The organism is Bacillus sp. DWP3-1 (genome assembly GCF_049896565.1).
GTDB lineage: Bacteria > Bacillota > Bacilli > Bacillales > Bacillaceae > Bacillus.
On the sequence record NZ_JAFCUN010000006.1, the window covers coordinates 224851 to 241284 of the forward strand.

General features: G+C 42.4%; 15 protein-coding genes and 4 tRNA genes. 8 read left to right on the forward strand and 11 right to left on the reverse strand.

Going from position 1 to position 16434, the window contains the following annotated elements; all coding sequences use genetic code 11:
- Positions 1-27: 27 nt before the first annotated feature.
- The 4 genes from ACP7A0_RS14610 to ACP7A0_RS14625 all read right to left on the reverse strand — a co-directional run bounded on the left by ACP7A0_RS14610 (position 28) and on the right by ACP7A0_RS14625 (position 438).
- A tRNA-Phe gene (locus tag ACP7A0_RS14610) sits at positions 28-100 on the reverse strand.
- Positions 101-126: 26 nt separating this feature from the next.
- Positions 127-203 (reverse strand) — tRNA-Asp (locus ACP7A0_RS14615).
- Positions 204-284: 81 nt separating this feature from the next.
- Positions 285-356, reverse strand: a tRNA-Glu gene (locus tag ACP7A0_RS14620).
- Between the two features lie 6 nt (positions 357-362).
- Positions 363-438, reverse strand: a tRNA-Lys gene (locus ACP7A0_RS14625).
- Positions 439-780: 342 nt separating this feature from the next.
- Here ACP7A0_RS14625 and ACP7A0_RS14630 point away from each other — a divergent pair.
- Complete coding sequence (locus ACP7A0_RS14630) at positions 781-1305, forward strand: peroxiredoxin family protein (RefSeq protein ID WP_426005606.1); 525 nt, start codon at positions 781-783, stop codon at positions 1303-1305.
- A 30-nt stretch (positions 1306-1335) separates the two neighbouring features.
- On the opposite strand, the gene ACP7A0_RS14635 is transcribed toward ACP7A0_RS14630, so the two are convergent.
- The 4 genes from ACP7A0_RS14635 to ACP7A0_RS14650 form a co-directional block, all read right to left on the reverse strand.
- Positions 1336-1545, reverse strand: coding sequence for a hypothetical protein (locus ACP7A0_RS14635; protein WP_375566681.1), 210 nt, complete (start codon positions 1543-1545; stop codon positions 1336-1338).
- A gap of 15 nt (positions 1546-1560) precedes the next feature.
- Entirely contained in the window at positions 1561-2694 is a 1134-nt protein-coding gene (locus ACP7A0_RS14640) for a DUF418 domain-containing protein (RefSeq protein ID WP_426005608.1), read from the reverse strand.
- A 136-nt stretch (positions 2695-2830) separates the two neighbouring features.
- Positions 2831-4120, reverse strand: coding sequence for an adenylosuccinate synthase (locus tag ACP7A0_RS14645; RefSeq protein ID WP_034660617.1), 1290 nt, complete (start codon positions 4118-4120; stop codon positions 2831-2833).
- 216 nt (positions 4121-4336) lie between these two features.
- Positions 4337-4918, reverse strand: coding sequence for a TetR/AcrR family transcriptional regulator (locus ACP7A0_RS14650; RefSeq protein WP_095286158.1), 582 nt, complete (start codon positions 4916-4918; stop codon positions 4337-4339).
- A gap of 136 nt (positions 4919-5054) precedes the next feature.
- Between ACP7A0_RS14650 and ACP7A0_RS14655 the strand changes: the two genes are divergently transcribed.
- Positions 5055-6260, forward strand: coding sequence for a cytochrome P450 (locus ACP7A0_RS14655; protein WP_106038858.1), 1206 nt, complete (start codon positions 5055-5057; stop codon positions 6258-6260).
- 34 nt (positions 6261-6294) lie between these two features.
- On the opposite strand, the gene ACP7A0_RS14660 is transcribed toward ACP7A0_RS14655, so the two are convergent.
- From ACP7A0_RS14660 to ACP7A0_RS14670, 3 genes are all read right to left on the reverse strand, one after another.
- Complete coding sequence (locus ACP7A0_RS14660; protein WP_095286160.1) at positions 6295-6708, reverse strand: VOC family protein; 414 nt, start codon at positions 6706-6708, stop codon at positions 6295-6297.
- Between the two features lie 130 nt (positions 6709-6838).
- The gene (gene dnaB, locus ACP7A0_RS14665; protein ID WP_003214779.1) at positions 6839-8203 is read right to left on the reverse strand and encodes a replicative DNA helicase; all 1365 of its coding nucleotides are present in this window, start codon (positions 8201-8203) and stop codon (positions 6839-6841) included.
- Positions 8204-8454: 251 nt separating this feature from the next.
- Positions 8455-9411: a DUF4885 family protein gene (locus tag ACP7A0_RS14670; protein WP_106047974.1), complete on the reverse strand. Its 957-nt coding sequence runs from the start codon at positions 9409-9411 to the stop codon at positions 8455-8457.
- A 108-nt stretch (positions 9412-9519) separates the two neighbouring features.
- Between ACP7A0_RS14670 and ACP7A0_RS14675 the strand changes: the two genes are divergently transcribed.
- The 6 genes from ACP7A0_RS14675 (at position 9520) to ACP7A0_RS14700 (ending at position 16423) form a co-directional block, all read left to right on the forward strand.
- Positions 9520-10377: a hypothetical protein gene (locus ACP7A0_RS14675; RefSeq protein ID WP_106038856.1), complete on the forward strand. Its 858-nt coding sequence runs from the start codon at positions 9520-9522 to the stop codon at positions 10375-10377.
- A 595-nt stretch (positions 10378-10972) separates the two neighbouring features.
- Complete coding sequence (locus ACP7A0_RS14680) at positions 10973-11854, forward strand: alpha/beta hydrolase (RefSeq protein WP_066031477.1); 882 nt, start codon at positions 10973-10975, stop codon at positions 11852-11854.
- 7 nt (positions 11855-11861) lie between these two features.
- Complete coding sequence (locus ACP7A0_RS14685; RefSeq protein ID WP_066031476.1) at positions 11862-12647, forward strand: 2,3-dihydro-2,3-dihydroxybenzoate dehydrogenase; 786 nt, start codon at positions 11862-11864, stop codon at positions 12645-12647.
- 26 nt (positions 12648-12673) lie between these two features.
- Positions 12674-13855, forward strand: a complete 1182-nt coding sequence (gene dhbC / locus ACP7A0_RS14690; protein WP_066031475.1) for an isochorismate synthase DhbC — start codon at positions 12674-12676, stop codon at positions 13853-13855.
- A 23-nt stretch (positions 13856-13878) separates the two neighbouring features.
- The gene (locus tag ACP7A0_RS14695; RefSeq protein ID WP_106031724.1) at positions 13879-15498 is read left to right on the forward strand and encodes a (2,3-dihydroxybenzoyl)adenylate synthase; all 1620 of its coding nucleotides are present in this window, start codon (positions 13879-13881) and stop codon (positions 15496-15498) included.
- A gap of 19 nt (positions 15499-15517) precedes the next feature.
- Positions 15518-16423 (forward strand): isochorismatase family protein, encoded by a 906-nt coding sequence (locus tag ACP7A0_RS14700; protein ID WP_106031723.1) that lies wholly within the window; start codon positions 15518-15520, stop codon positions 16421-16423.
- Positions 16424-16434: the final 11 nt, after the last annotated feature.

Below are 16434 nucleotides of genomic sequence, written 5' to 3' on the forward strand. Positions count from 1 at the left end.
ACCTGCGATTGCAGATGCGTTTGGAAGTGGCTCGGGACGGAATCGAACCGCCGACACACGGATTTTCAGTCCGTTGCTCTACCAACTGAGCTACCGAGCCATCATCAAAAGATGAATATGTATAAATGGCGGTCCGGACGGGACTCGAACCCGCGACCTCCTGCGTGACAGGCAGGCATTCTAACCAACTGAACTACCGGACCTCAGTAACTTGCCCGAAAAAGCAATCGTGGTGCTCCTTCAAGCAAGTGAGGAAAAATTAGCTTAACGCTAAAGTAAATCAATGACCCGTACGGGATTCGAACCCGTGTTACCGCCGTGAAAGGGCGGTGTCTTAACCGCTTGACCAACGGGCCAATACATGGTGAGCCATGAAGGACTCGAACCTTCGACCCTCTGATTAAAAGTCAGATGCTCTACCAACTGAGCTAATGGCTCTCGGTTTGTGAAAAGTGAATCTGAAGAAGCCGTATTGCGTCAAACCAATCGCTTTAAAAAAGCTGGAACATCGCATCCTAACAAGTTTCAGAGACCTTTGCAACAACGAGATTTATAATATCATAGAGTAATTACATATGGCAATACGTTTTTCGACATTTTTTTAAAAAAAGTGTCGGATTTGAAATCTCCTGCCAAAGCCCTTCTATTTGCAACCGCCTTCATTTCTGTTGCCCCTTTTCATGACTACTGCCTATTCAAGCACATAGAAACGTTTTAGACCGCCCGAAATTGGTTATACATGAAACAAGTAACATTGTGATTGAAAAAGGAGGAAGCAGTATGAGTTCATTTAAATTAGGAGATAAAATGCCCAACTTTTCACTTCCAACCATTCAGGGCGAACATATTGATTTTCACAAACATTTAGAGGAGCATCAAAGCTGGCACCTCATCGTCTTCTTTAGAGGCTCATGGTGCCCAGTATGTGTAGAAGAATTAAAAGAGCTCGAACAGCAGCAATCATACTTTCAAGACAAGGATATCCACTTAATGGCGATTTCAACGGATCATCCTGATGACTTGAAGGAATTTGCGGATAAAGAAGGACTATCTTTCCCGATCATGTCTGACCAGGACCTTACTTCATTAAAAGCATATGAAGTCCACTATCACGGAGAAGATGCTCCTTATGAAGATCACGGAGTGCACGGGGAACCTGCCTATTTCTTATTAAATGAAAAGGGCCAAGTCCTCTATCAGCAAAGACAAACAAGTCCGTTTGGCAGACCGCATGCCAACGAACTGCGCAAAATCATTCAGTACATCCGCAAAAACTTAAAAGGCCAATATAAAAGCTTGAAATAAGAAAGAACCCTCGTAATGAGGGCTCTTTTTTTATGATTGTCTTTTGTTAAACAGCCAGTCTGCGGCGAAAAACACAAGAAGTCCCGCCATGAGAATGACAAAAGTGACGGGTGGTCTGTCACATTCGACATACGAGTACAGCGCATGCCCTCCTAATGCGAGAAGATAAAAGACAAACGCTGGTACAGCTGCTTTATGTGAATTCGCTTGTTCTCTTTTCGTCATTTTTTTAAAAAACATTGTAGCTATTCCCTTTTATGCTGCCTTCTTCATCGTCACTCGGCGAAGTGCCCGCGAACGAATATATTCCATTGGACCCATTCTCCAAACCTTTAGACAAAATGCTGATACGGCGATTTGCAGAAGAGAAATGAGCAGCCATGCCAATACGATAAGAGGGGCGTTGATTTGTCCGCCAAGACCCAATCCCCAGCTATAAAAAAGAACCGAGCAGATGATATTTTGCAGGATGTAACAGCTGAGTGCCATTTTCCCTACATATTCAAACCAATTCCACATGAACCATGATTCCGTGTGAACCAGGAGCTTCGCAATGACAGCGATATAGAAAAGAGAAAGGAATGGCGAAAACGCATAGCGCACAACGAATTCCACTAGTTCGTTCGGAACGAAGACAAGTGCATTCAGCGGCAGACCCACCCACAGACCGACTCGGAATAGTATTTTCCGTAGAGATTGCCCGCGTTCGTTTGCATAAAAAACACCGGCTCTCATCATCCGCACACCTAATAAAAACAGAAATGTGTTCATTGGAATGATAAAGATCGCTTCTTCACGGTACATGAAAAAGTGTTGTAATCGTTCTTGAACCTGCGAGATCCATGTCTCTGGCAGCTGCTCTTCCAGCGCCGGTTCACTGCTTTGATCATACGATTCTGTCTCCATTTCAGAGAGGGAGAACACCATCAGACAGGACAGAACAAGCAAATGAATGACTCCAGAGAACATCATGCCTCTTTTGATGCGCTTGCTCCCTCCTCGTACAATAAATGCCACAAGCAAACCGGTCACAGCGTAACTCATGAGCACATCATATTCCATCACAAGTGCAAAATGGACAAAGCCTTCGATAAATAAAAATAAAAGAATCCATAAATATGTACCTGGCCAAGGCATATTTTTTCTTTTGGCCTGCTGATATTTCAGCTCTAGCCCTACACCGAACATGATTGTGAGCAGTGAGAGCATTTTCCCATAGACGAACATGGAAACAAGGCTTTCTAGAAAACTGCCATGTTCATATTCATCTGCAATCTGATCTGTCGCAAAGGTATCCCCTGCATACGCAAAAAACCAGACGTTCGTTCCCAATGTGCCTAATATGGCAAAACCTCGTAAAATATCTAATAATCTTATTCTTTCTTTCACTAGAACGCTCCTTCCCCCTATACAGTTATCATATTTTGGTAATGATCGGAAGCCTGTTCTACTGAAATTAAGAAATATTTAAACAAAAAGACACCAGTAAAATGTGCAATTTTACTGGTGTCTGATCAGTCTATTATTATGGACGGTACACGCTGCGGACAACGTTCGTTTGGGAACGATCTGGTCCGACTGAGAAAATGGAAAGTGGAATACCTGTTAATTGTGAAATGCGCTCTAAATAATGACGGGCATTTTCAGGCAGTTCGCTTAAATTCTTCACGCCTGTAATATCCTCTGTCCATCCTGGCATTTCCTCGTAGACAGGCTCACATTTCGCTAGTTCATTTAGACTTGCTGGAAATTCTTCTGTGATTTCTCCGTTCAATTTATAAGCGACACAGATTTTCAATGTTTCAATCCCTGTCAGTACATCAATTGAGTTAAGAGATAGATCTGTAATCCCGCTCACACGGCGAGCATGACGGACAACGACACTGTCAAACCAGCCAACACGGCGCGGACGTCCAGTTGTTGTACCGTATTCACGGCCAACCTCACGAATTTGATCGCCAATTTCATCATGGAGTTCTGTCGGGAATGGGCCATCTCCAACACGTGTTGTGTACGCTTTTGACACGCCGACCACATGTTGAATTTTCGTTGGTCCTACACCAGAACCAATCGTCACTCCTCCAGCTACTGGGTTAGATGACGTGACAAATGGATATGTCCCTTGATCAATATCAAGCATAACTCCTTGTGCTCCTTCAAATAGCACACGGCGGCCTTCATCTAGTGCGTCATTCAAGACAACAGATGTGTCCACGACATATTTTTTCACTTGCTGGCCATATTCATAATACTCGTCTAAAATATCTTCAATCTTGAAGCCTTCTGTGTCGTACATTTTCTCTAAAAGACGATTTTTCTCTTCTAGATTACGTGCAAGCTTCTCTTCAAACACTTCACGATCTAATAGATCTGCGACACGGATACCGATACGAGCTGCTTTGTCCATATAAGCTGGTCCGATTCCTTTTTTCGTCGTACCGATCTTGTTAGCCCCTTTCCGCTCTTCTTCCACCTCGTCCAATTTTAAATGGTAAGGCAGAATCACATGGGCTCTATTGCTGATTCTGAGGTTATCTGTACTCACATTCCGTTCGTGAAGATACGCAAGCTCAGTGACCAACGCTTTAGGATCAACCACCATTCCATTACCGATGACACAAGTTTTCTCTTGATAAAAAATACCGGACGGAATGAGGTGTAGCTTGTAAGTCACTCCATCAAATTTGATCGTGTGACCTGCATTGTTTCCCCCTTGATAACGGGCAATCACCTCTGCATTTTCTGAAAGGAAATCGGTAATTTTCCCTTTCCCTTCGTCACCCCACTGCGTACCTACTACGACTACTGAAGACATATCGTGCACCTCCGTTAACCTTTCAAAACGTTATCTCTTTCAAACACATTTATTTTATCAATGCAAAACGAAAAAGTCAACGTGAAATCCGAACATTAATATCTCGAAATCAAATTTTGTTCGTTTTAATTATGAGAAAAAGCGCTTTAATCACTTCTTCAGCGCTTAAAAAGGGAGATTTTGAGTAAAAACAACTATTTTGATGGTTCCTAATTTCTATTGATTTTCAATTAAATGAATCATCGAGCTTGCCATAAAATCAGGTGAGTACGGTCTCCCTGTCCTCAACCACCATTCTGCTGTTCCAACATAAGCAGAAATGACGAATTGCTGCTGCATGTCGATTGGAACGAGATGTGGATGAGGCTTTGAGCCTGCGATTTCCTCTAACCCCATAGAAAAGCTTTCTTCAAAAAAAGCACGAACCGTTTCATGAATATTGAGCTCTCGTCCTCGTTTCAAAAGAATTTGATACTCCTCTTCATGTTCCTGCAAATGCTGATAAAATCGAAAAATATACACATATGCCGCATGCTCTTTTTTCACATCACCTTCTTGTACAGGAGCAAAAATGGCACATTTCATCACATCAAACATCTCATCCATCACCTGCTGGGCAAGATCAAATTTATCCTCATAATGCTGATAAAAGGTGGTGCGGTGGATGCCCGCCACTTTCGTCAAATCCTGTACAGAAATCTTCTCCCACTCTTTTTCTCTTAATAACTGAAATAACGCTTTTCTTAATTGCTGCTTCGATTCCGTTGCACGCTTATCCCCTCTGTAGCAGTCCGCCACAAGCCATTCTCCCCTTCCTATGAACTTCAACAGATTCCGCTTTTCTGTTGGTTGAATCCTCAAGGCTGATGAATTAACTTTAATCTAACACAATGAAAAAAAGGAAGCATCTGACAACCTATAAGGAGTGATGATCATGGAAACAACTACACCAACTGCCGTGCAAAAAGCGTTATTAAGAGGAAAAAACAAGCAAGATCCGTATAACCCATTTGATTGGTATGCCAACATGCGTCAGACATCACCTGTTCATTTTGACGAAGCCAGCCGAACATGGAGTGTATTCACCTATGAGGAAGCAAAACGTGTGACAATCGATAAAAATACCTTTTCTAGTCAGCCTCCTAAAGACCAGCGGAAGCATTCACTGATGAAAACAATGGTGATGATGGACCCTCCCAAACACACTCGAATCCGCTCCATTGTGAGCAAAGCCTTTACACCTCGAGTCATGAAATTGTGGGAGCCGCGTATTCAAGAATTGATGGAGGAACTCATGGCACAAATAGAAGGAAAAAACGAGATTGACCTAGTGCAAGCCATCTCTTATCCGCTTCCTGTCATTGTCATTGCAGAGCTTTTAGGTGTGCCCTCAGAGCATAAACAATCCTTTAAAGAATGGTCTGATATTCTCGTCAGTATGCCTAAAAGTGAAGATGAGGAGGATGTCGCTGAATGGCAGAAAATTCGGGACCAAGGAGAGGCTGATATGATGGCGTTTTTTGCAGACATCATTGAAAGGAAACGTCACAACCTCGGTGATGATTTGATTTCCCTCCTCATTCAAGCTGAGGAGAATGGAGACAGGCTGTCAGCGGATGAATTAATACCATTCTGTAATCTTCTTCTTTTAGCCGGCAACGAAACAACCACCAATTTGATCTCCAATCTGATCTTCAGCTTGTTAGAACAGCCGGGTGCGTATGAAGCGCTCGTTCAATCACCTGAGCTCATCCCGCGTGCTGTAGAGGAGGCCGTCCGTTTTCGTGCACCCGCTCCTACGATCGTCCGCTATGTCACAGAAGACACAGAGCTTGGGGGAAAAGTGCTGAAAAAGGGAGACAATGTGATTGTGTTTCTTGCTTCTGCCAACCGGGATGAGCGTCAATTTTCAAATGCACATGAATTCGATATACACCGCCACCCTAATCCTCATATTGGTTTCGGGCACGGTATTCATTTCTGTCTTGGCGCACCACTTGCCCGCTTGGAAGCATGTACTGCCATCAAGGCCTTATTGGACCGATATGAGTCACTAGAGCTCCTCTCCTATATGCCGATGACAAACAGCGGCATGTATGGGCTGAAAGAGCTGAAGCTGCGCGTCACACTTCGTTCATAACAGAAAAGACTCCCACCAAGCATGGGAGTCTTTTTTAAACGGGGGTAATTCCTTCTGTGTTCATGAGCACAACTCGATATCCATCTGGATCTTCAATGGTTGCCCCTCCTCGATCCCAGTATGGGTTCGTAGAGGTGACTTGCCGTCCGCCAAATGAGATCAGTCTCTCTTTCATCTGCTGAAACTCCTGTTCATCAGGAATATAAAAAACAAGCAGCTGTTCTGGATGCGGAACGGGCAGGCTCTCTTCTTCTTCATGTTTGGTGATTTCTAAATGAACATGCTGATGAGGAAGCCCCAGCATCACACCATCGTATCCTTCATGCTGATCAAATGAACCTATTCGTTTGAGCCCTAAGCCTTTTTCATAAAAAGAAACAACCTCTTCCATGTTGACGGTTGGACGTGCGATGCGTAATTGAGCGGCTTCGAACTGTTGAAATTTCATCAGTCATCACTCCTTTTCTCCTTTTAGTATACGATTTCTCTCTCTCCCTCTCCTCCTCATTTCGACCGTTTTTCAATCATTCTTTCGATGTAGATCCATCAAAAAAAAGCCCAGCTTCTTGAGCTGGGCTTTAAGCACCGGGCGGAACACCCGCATCGTCAAACCTTCTTTCCAGATTGACGAATTTGTTATATTCTTTGACGAACGCCAGTGATACTGTACCAACTGGACCGTTACGCTGTTTGGCAATGATGATTTCAATAATGTTCTTATTCTCTGATTCTTTGTCGTAGTAATCATCACGATAAAGGAATGCCACGATATCGGCATCCTGCTCGATACTTCCTGATTCACGAATATCAGACATCATTGGACGTTTGTCCTGACGCTGCTCTACTCCGCGTGAAAGCTGAGACAAAGCAATAACCGGAACTTCAAGTTCCCTTGCCAGCGATTTTAACGCCCTAGAGATTTCAGAAACCTCTTGCTGACGGTTATCGCTTGATCGTCCGCTCCCTTGAATGAGCTGCAAGTAGTCAATCAGGATCATGCCAAGACCGTTTTCTTGCTTCAAACGGCGGCATTTCGAGCGAATTTCACTTACCCTGATTCCAGGTGTATCATCAATGAAAATCCCACTATTTGATAGCGAGCCCATCGCCATTGTCAGCTTGCCCCAGTCCTCTTCTGTCAGATTACCGGTTCTTAGGTTCTGTGCATTGATATTTCCCTCTGCACAAAGCATACGCATGACAAGCTGCTCAGCCCCCATCTCTAAACTAAAGATGGCGACACTTTCGTCTGTCTTCGTCGCGACATTTTGTGCAATGTTCAATGCGAAGGCTGTTTTCCCTACCGATGGACGAGCCGCTACAATAATCAAGTCATTTCGCTGGAATCCAGCAGTCATCCGGTCAAGCTCAGAGAATCCCGTTGGAATCCCTGTGATATCGCCTTTTCGGTTATGAAGCTGTTCAATATTATCATATGTCTGAACAAGAACGTCCTTAATGTTTTGGAAGGCTCCTGAGTTTTTACGCTGCGCCACTTCCATAATGGTCTTTTCAGCATCACTCAACAGATCCTCTACTTCATCCTCACGCGTGTACCCATCCTGTGCAATGGTTGTCGCCGTACGGATCAGACGTCTTAAGATTGATTTCTCTTCTACAATTTTTGCATAGTATTCTATGTTTGCGGCAGTTGGGACAGAATTCGCAATATCGGTTAAATACGAAATCCCGCCTACCTCTTCTAGTAAATCTGTATTGGCCAGTTCAGAAGTCACCGTAACAAGATCGACCGGTTCCCCTCTATCGCCAAGTACAAGCATCGCATTGTAAATCTTTTGATGCGACATTCTATAGAAATCCTCTGGAATTAATACCTCAGAAGCGAGCGTGAGCGCAGATGGTTCTAAAAAAACAGCACCTAATACGGCCTGCTCGGCTTCTATATTTTGCGGCGGCAGCCGGTCATCGAGAAGTTCCGTCATGCCAAGCACCGTCCTTTCATAAAAAAATACGCTACTCATCATTTTAACATTTTCATCAATAAAAAAGTGAAAAACATCGACTATAGTCAAAATTACCATGAGGATGTTTCGTTGAACAGCCAACCAACGCATTTCAATAGAAAAGACTCTGTAACATAAATTGTTATAGAGTCCTTCTGTATCGGATTTTTATCTGTTGTAGTTCACACATGTGATCGACGCTCCAACATGGCATGTTCAAATGCGTTTTTTTAATCTATCGTTTTCTTCACTCCATAATTTTCTTTTTGCCCAATGTCTTGTAAAGACCCGTTTTGATAACCAATAGATAGCACCAAATCGGGAATTGAATCAAACCCGTTTTTGGCTAGATCAAATAACTGTGCTCCGTAATGTGAAGCGGCAATGCGTGCATTTTCTGCTGTGTATGGATTTTTCAGGAGTTCTTCTTTGTATATATCAAAAATATTCTTCCCTTTATCCGTTACAAATTGACCGTTTACAATGCTTAAATCTTTTAAATTGTAGCCTGTGACCGTTTTGATTTGATTAACAAGGTGGAATTTGGCAAGAGAATCAGGCGTGAATTGAGTAGAATCGTCAGATCTGCTTTTCATGATGTGGAAAAATAATTCTCTTGTATTGTTGGTTGTATTTAATAGGTCTTCTATTTGTTTGGTCAGCGATTCGTCTGTTGAACCACTCACCAATAATTTGAAATGATTTGGGTCAATGGTAAAAGTTAAATTTGTGTTTTTAGGAATGGTTATACCGTTTTTAGAGAATAAATCTTGCAATTGTTCGTTGACCTTTTGCCGATTGAATATTTTTTTCTCTACGCTTTCTTGGGTAGGATCGTACCGTTTTTCATTACGGAAGATGGCGTCATTAAAGTCATATTGACCTCCTTTTCCAGAATTAGCCCAGCCAATCTCCATCGTATAAGCAGCTTCTCTCTCTACTTTAGTTAGATCATTCCTGAAATAAGGAGAGTAAGAATTTCTATACTTATCGTGTATATGACCATGGGGATTTTTGAAACGTTTATTTTGTTCATTTATTTTTTCATATTTTTCATCTAATATTTTCATTCGTCTATCCGCTTCGGTCATCACCTCATTTGTACTTTTAATAGCTGATTGACCTTTATAGTCTATTCGGTTCTGATTGTTTGAAGCACCTGCCGTGTATGACGTATTAATATTCATTTTGATTCTCCTTTTTAAAAAATTAGTGATTATTAAATATATCGGCAATTAAGTTAAAATTTGTTAGTTCTGATCCGATATAGTAATTATTACAAGGAGGGTTAAAATATGACAAATACTATCTTCAAACGTTTTTTATTACCTGCATTGGTATTAGTGCTTGTTACTAGTTTTTTTGCACCTAATTCAGCGGAAGCAGCTATTACAGGGAATAACAGCCCTAACACAGCAAGCTCAATGGGATATTGGAAAAATAGTCGTCCAGATACAACAATCTTACCTGAAGGTGAAAATGAAGCGTATTATCAGTTCACGATTAATAAGGGTGAAAGGGTTTATGTGCGAAGTTCATATGATAAGCAATATACGGGGATGAAAATCGAGGTGTATAATTCGAAGAGTTCTAAGCCAGGGTCAAGAGTGATTAATCCTGATTCAGTAACGCCCTTTATATTTGCAAATACTGGTGACGTTACTTCAACTTCAGAAACTTATTTTGTGAAAGTGACCCGTGGTACATATACAGGGAATATGTATTTTACTGTCTCCATTCAAGATCGTATCAAATCTGGAAATGGGACATTCAATTTTACGGGAGCCGCTACCAACTCGGGGAATACTTCTTTGAATTTTTTGGGAGTTGATTCTTCTATCATTACAATGGATTTAACGAACAATTCTTCTATCCCTAACAATGCAATCGTTAAATCGATTTCAACAACTAGTACCCAATCGCCTAACCAAGGAAATGTCACACACAAACTGATGGCTGATGAAAACAAGATTTGGAACGAATCCGTTTTTTCCTCTGCAACAAGCGGTTCTTACCGTATTTCTCTTGAAGATGAATTAAAAGTCGCTCAAAAATGGAACTTTAAGTACAACGCAAAAGCTACAGCGAGATCTACTATGAGCAATGTCAAAGCCGATATCCGTTACGAATATGATGTCACAGATGGATTCTAATTTAATGGTGTTTACAGACATGTTCACCAATTGATCAAAAAGTAAGGGTACATTCCCTTACTTTTTTAATTGTGTCATTTTTGATGCTATACTTCGCCACTTTTAAAACAGCTACGCATGATATTGAATAAGTTGTGAGATATGATCACCAGCTTTTTGCAAAATCCTCCTCTTTTTGCCTAAAAATATAAGAGGGTCTATAGACTCATTTTTCCTCAAAATTATTTCGAGAAGAAAAACCTATATTTATTCCTGAATCAAACAGAAGAAAATGGTAAATATTCCGAGGCAGTCAAGGTCTTTTGACATTTCTCCTCTTTTTAAATGACAAGGTCCGGTATTCCCTATTTCAAATCATTTGTTAGTGAGTTAGTCCGTTATTTTCTGAATATTAAGATTAAAATATCAAATACACAACTTAATGAACATTTGACTTCATAATTGATAACCATTATCATTTGATTTGCTTGCGTGATAGTTGAGAATCATTTTCATTTGGAGGAACCATTCTTCAATTACTACACTCATCCAATATCCGCAAGCCTGCTTTTATCATCGTATGATGGTCGAATTTGAGGAAGGAGATTTTTTACATATGTCCAAACGCCCTGAAGGAATGGGTACTGAGGATTCACTTTTCGGAGAAAGCCGTCCTTTTTTTATACCTGGGACGGAGCAACTGGATATCACAGCACACCCATACAGACTTTTTATATTTAAACCGAATACTACTCCTCCAGCGGCTGGTTTTCCAGTCATGTACGTGCTTGATGGGAATTCACTTTTTGGCACAATGGTCGAAGCCATTCGTTTACAGTCAAGAAGACCTGAAAAAACAGGTGTCGTACCTGCCATCATTGTTGGAATTGGCTATCAGACAGAAGCGCCCTATCATCCGCTCAGGCATTATGATCTCACTCTTACCAGCCCTGATGCTTCCATTGGGGGCAAAAGAAAGGACTTCTCCATCCATACATATGGCGGGGCCTCTGCTTTCTTTTCTTTTTTAGAAAAGACTGTAAAGCCTTATATCGAGCAACGCTTTCCGATCAACCTGAGTCGTCAAACACTGTTTGGGCATTCTCTTGGCGGTCTTTTTGTATTACACACACTATTTGAGCACCCTGATGCTTATCAGACATATATTGCGGGCAGTCCTTCTATCCACTGGAATAAAAAATTATTTCTAGAAAAAGAATACCAATTCACCAACCGTATACGTCAGGTGCCTATGGATGTAAGGCTGTTTGTAGGTGTAGGTGAGCTAGAAAAACATCATCCATGTCAAATGAATGATCATGCAAAGTCACTAGCAAATCGTATGTTGCCTTTATCCTCATATGGCTTACATACGGCCTATCATGAGTTCCCTGAAGAAGGACATACGTCCGTTTTACCGGTGCTGATGAATTACGCTTTCCGTTTTGCACTCTATCATGATGATCCTTTAACAACCACAGACATGAAAGAAAGGTAGTGAACACATGAAACATAGTGGTCTATCTCAAAAGATTGCCCTTATCACAGGTGCAGGACAAGGTATTGGGCAAGCAGTCGCAAAAAGACTATCCGAAGAAGGTGCGATCATTGCAGCAGTTGACGCAAATGAAGATCAGCTGCAAAGCACCATCCAACAAATGAATGATGAAGGCATACGCGCCTTTGCCTATCCAGGTGACATTACCAATCAAGCTTCTGTTCAGCACATTGTCGATCAAATTGAAAAGCAGCTCGGACCCATTTATTTACTAGTCAATGTAGCAGGCATTCTTCGAATCGGTTCTATTGACCAGCTTTGTGCAGATGACTGGCAACAAACCTTCGCAGTCAACACACATGGTGTCTTTTACGTATCTCAAGCTGTCTCCAAATACATGATGAAAAGATCAGAAGGGGTCATTGTGACCGTCAGCTCTAACGCAGGTGCCATCCCTAGAATGAATATGGCTGCCTATGCCGCATCAAAAGCCGCAGCTACTTCCTTTACAAAAACGCTTGGATTAGAGCTAGCAGCCTATGGAATCAGATGCAATGTCGTCTCTCCTGGCTCTACCGCAACACCTATGCAATGGGCTTTATGGTCTGATGAACAAGGAGCAGATCAGGTGATTAAAGGTTCATTAGAGACGTATAAAACCGGTATTCCTTTACAAAAAATCGCTGATCCTCAAAACATCGCTGATGCAGTAATCTTCTTTGCATCTGAGCAATCCAGTCATATTACGATGCAGAATCTCACGATTGATGGTGGCGCAACACTCGGAATCTAGCATTTCATCAAAAAGGAGGCCTTTTCATGAAACATTCAATATTGTCGTCAGAAGAAAAAGTACAGTTGATTCAAGACTATCAGCCAGGCGCTTTTTTCCTTGCTTCCCCTAAACGTACGATACTGGCAGAAGGGATTTTCCAGCATATTGAAACCAATCAGCTAAATGAACTATCCACAAGGGTAGCTCACGTATTTGACGCTGCCAAACAAGCTGGTATTCGAACACCGATTGTTGCTGGTGCTGTTCCGTTTGATCCGGCGCAACCCGTTCGTTTAAGTGTTCCAATCCATGTACAGTTTAGTGATCCACTCGAATTTCATCAAGGTGATGAGGAGTCGGAAATGGCAGCTCCATCCTATGAGGTGACACCTGTCCCCTCTCCAGATGTCTACATGAATGGTGTGAACGAAGGGTTAGCTAAAATTGAGAAAGGAGAGCTTAGCAAAATCGTACTCTCTAGATCTCTCCATCTCAAATCAAATCGAGAAATTAATACGAAAGCAATACTTGAACGACTTGCTCGTCATAATACGACTGGCTATACGTTTGCTACAAATGTAGCTGACCCGGAATCTTCCCAAAAGCGCACACTGCTTGGGGCAAGCCCTGAGCTGCTTCTTTCAAAAACTGGTTCAACTGTTATTTCCAATCCACTTGCTGGTTCTCGGCCACGCAGTTCAGATCCAGTAGAAGACCAGCGTCGTCACGATGAACTCCTTACTTCAGCGAAGGATTTACACGAGCATGCAGTGGTTGTCGATGCTGTCACTAAAGCGCTTGCTCCTTACTGTCATACACTAGATGTGCCTGCATCACCATCCGTCATACAAACAGAAACGATGTGGCATTTATCTACTGTCGTTAAAGGTGAATTAGCAGATTCAGGTGTATCCTCAATTGATTTAGCGCTTAGCCTTCATCCAACACCCGCAGTATGCGGAACACCTACAGCAGATGCTCGTGAAGCAATCCAAGCGATTGAACCCTTCGATCGAGGATTTTTCACAGGAATGATCGGTTGGTCAGATGCAAATGGTGATGGTGATTGGATTGTCACCATTCGTTGTGCAGAAGCTGAGGGGCACTCCCTTCGCCTCTTTGCTGGTGCAGGAGTGGTCAAAGGATCAAAGGCAGAAGAAGAGCTAGCCGAAACATCTGCAAAATTCAACACGATGCTTCATGCGATGGGCATCCATCAGTTATAAAAATACATAGGAGATGACAAAACATGTTTGTTCAACCACCTACATGGCCAGAAGAATTTGCAAAACGCTACCGTGAAAACGGCTGTTGGCGTGGGGAAACCTTTAGCGGCATGCTTCGTGAACGCGCCGCATCGTTAGGGAATAAAACAGCAATTACATATGCTGATACGCACATGAGCTACCAAGAACTTGATGAGCGCGTCAGCAGTCTTGCCGCCGGTTTTCATCAGCTTGGAATTCAAAAGGGAAGTCGAGTTGTCGTTCAGCTTCCTAACATTCCTGCTTTTTTTGAAGTCATTTTCGCTTTATTTCGAATCGGTGCTTTACCCGTCTTCTCGCTACCATCTCATAGAAGCAGTGAAATCACTTATTTCATTGAGTTTGCCGAAGCAGACGCATATGTCATACCAGATATCGATGGCGGCTTTGATTATCGATCACTCGCACGTCAAGTGAAAGAAAAGCTTTCCTCATTACCTCATGTCATTGTCGCAGGGGAAGCTGAGGAATTCCTTTCCTTGGATGATCTGCGCAAAGACCCATCACTCGATCCTCAAATTCATGTAGAGGCAAGCGATATTGCGTTTCTTCAGTTATCTGGAGGCAGCACAGGCCTTTCAAAGCTCATTCCTCGCACACATGATGACTATATGTATAGTCTTTGGAAAAGCAATGAGGTGTGCGAGCTTACACAAGATAGTGTGTATCTAGCTACACTTCCAGTTGCACACAACTATCCATTAAGCTCGCCTGGAGTCCTTGGGACGTTATACGCAGGTGGAAGAGTCGTTCTTGCACCTGGATCAAGCCCTGATGTAGTCTTTCCACTCATTGAAAAAGAACGAGCAACCATTACCGCTGTCGTTCCACCTATCGCATTGATTTGGCTAGAGGCTGCTCCTCATCGATCAGATGACTTATCCAGCCTTGAGGTCTTGCAAGTAGGTGGTGCTAAATTCAGTGCTGAGGCAGCAAAACGAGTGATGCCTGCCCTTGGGTGTAAATTACAGCAAGTTTTTGGCATGGCAGAAGGTCTGGTCAACTATACCAGATTAAATGATCCTGAACATGTCATTATTCATACACAAGGACGCCCGATGTCTGAATATGATGAGGTACTAGTGGTAGATGATGAGGACAAGCCCGTCCCGAATGAAGTGGCTGGACATCTTTTAACAAGAGGACCTTATACGATTCGTGGCTACTATAAAGCTGATGAACAAAACAAAAAAGCATTTACACCCGATGGCTTTTACAGAACAGGTGACATCGTGCGATTAACCAAAGAAGGAAATGTTGTTGTAGAAGGCAGAGACAAGGATCAAATCAATCGTGGTGGCGAAAAGGTTGCCGCTGAAGAAGTTGAGAACCATTTACTTGCGCACCCTGACATTCATGATGCCGCCATGGTGTCCATGCCAGATCCATTTCTTGGCGAACGCTCATGTGCCTTTGTTATTGCAAAAGGAAACAACAAGCCAGCACCACATGCATTAAAGTCATTTCTAAGAGAACGCGGGCTCGCTGCCTATAAAATTCCCGACCGCATTGAATGGATCGATGCGTTCCCACAAACAGGTGTAGGCAAAGTCAGTAAAAAAGCATTAAGAGAATTAGCTGCAATCCATACTGCCAACGTATAAAAAAAGAGGAGTGAAAACCATGGCAATCCCTACTATTCCTGCGTATCCAATGCCGAGCACACAAGATTTACCCGAAAATAAAGTGAACTGGATACCGGATCCGAAACGTGCTGTTCTGCTGATACATGACATGCAACAATATTTTTTAAATGCATTTCAACAAGATACATCACCGATCACAGAGTTAGTTCAACATATTGAACAATTACGTAATACATGCAATGAACTTGGAATTCCAGTCGTCTATACAGCTCAACCTGGTGACCAAGACCCGAAAGATCGTGCCTTATTAACAGATTTTTGGGGACCTGGACTTGGTGATGATGAAGCATTGACAAAAATCATTGATCAGCTTGCTCCATCTGAAGCAGATACAATGCTGACAAAATGGCGTTATAGCGCATTCAAAAAATCCAATTTTTTAGATATTCTTCAAGAAGGCGGGCGTGATCAACTGATCATTACTGGCGTATATGCACATATTGGCTGTATGCTGACAGCCGCAGAAGCATTCATGCTCGATATTGAAACCTTTTTTGTCGCCGATGCCGTTGCTGACTTTTCACTTAAGCATCACAAAATGGCAATGACCTATGCAGCTGAACGCTGTGCGGTCACCACAACGACAAACCAAATCATTAGTCGTTTAACAGGACAGGAAGCAGAAGATGACCTATCTTTTGAGGCCATCCTTCACCAAGTAGCTGAGTATCTCGAAATCAAGCCGAATGAAATACCGCTTGACGAGAATCTCGTCTACCTTGGGCTTGATTCTATTAGAATGATGAGCCTAGCGGAAAAGTGGAGACAGCAAGGAATGACAGTCAATTTCGTTGAGCTTGCAGCAAATCCAACGCTCACTCATTGGCGAACTCTTCTTTTCCCAGAAAAACAGCCATCTATCCCAAATATCGATTACATGTAAAGGAGGTATAG

Excerpts from the sequence above, each read along its gene's own strand:
- ACP7A0_RS14670 (WP_106047974.1), bottom strand. The coding sequence starts at position 9,411 with ATGAATATTAATACGTCATACACGGCAGGTGCTTCAAACAATCAGAAC.
- ACP7A0_RS14645 (WP_034660617.1), bottom strand. The coding sequence starts at position 4,120 with ATGTCTTCAGTAGTCGTAGTAGGTACGCAGTGGGGTGACGAAGGGAAA.
- ACP7A0_RS14675 (WP_106038856.1), top strand. The coding sequence starts at position 9,520 with ATGACAAATACTATCTTCAAACGTTTTTTATTACCTGCATTGGTATTA.
- ACP7A0_RS14630 (WP_426005606.1), top strand. The coding sequence starts at position 781 with ATGAGTTCATTTAAATTAGGAGATAAAATGCCCAACTTTTCACTTCCA.
- ACP7A0_RS14695 (WP_106031724.1), top strand. The coding sequence starts at position 13,879 with ATGTTTGTTCAACCACCTACATGGCCAGAAGAATTTGCAAAACGCTAC.
- ACP7A0_RS14635 (WP_375566681.1), bottom strand. The coding sequence starts at position 1,545 with ATGTTTTTTAAAAAAATGACGAAAAGAGAACAAGCGAATTCACATAAA.
- ACP7A0_RS14660 (WP_095286160.1), bottom strand. The coding sequence starts at position 6,708 with ATGAAATTTCAACAGTTCGAAGCCGCTCAATTACGCATCGCACGTCCA.
- dnaB (WP_003214779.1), bottom strand. The coding sequence starts at position 8,203 with ATGACGGAACTTCTCGATGACCGGCTGCCGCCGCAAAATATAGAAGCC.
- dhbC (WP_066031475.1), top strand. The coding sequence starts at position 12,674 with ATGAAACATTCAATATTGTCGTCAGAAGAAAAAGTACAGTTGATTCAA.
- ACP7A0_RS14680 (WP_066031477.1), top strand. The coding sequence starts at position 10,973 with ATGTCCAAACGCCCTGAAGGAATGGGTACTGAGGATTCACTTTTCGGA.
- ACP7A0_RS14685 (WP_066031476.1), top strand. The coding sequence starts at position 11,862 with ATGAAACATAGTGGTCTATCTCAAAAGATTGCCCTTATCACAGGTGCA.
- ACP7A0_RS14700 (WP_106031723.1), top strand. The coding sequence starts at position 15,518 with ATGGCAATCCCTACTATTCCTGCGTATCCAATGCCGAGCACACAAGAT.
- ACP7A0_RS14655 (WP_106038858.1), top strand. The coding sequence starts at position 5,055 with ATGGAAACAACTACACCAACTGCCGTGCAAAAAGCGTTATTAAGAGGA.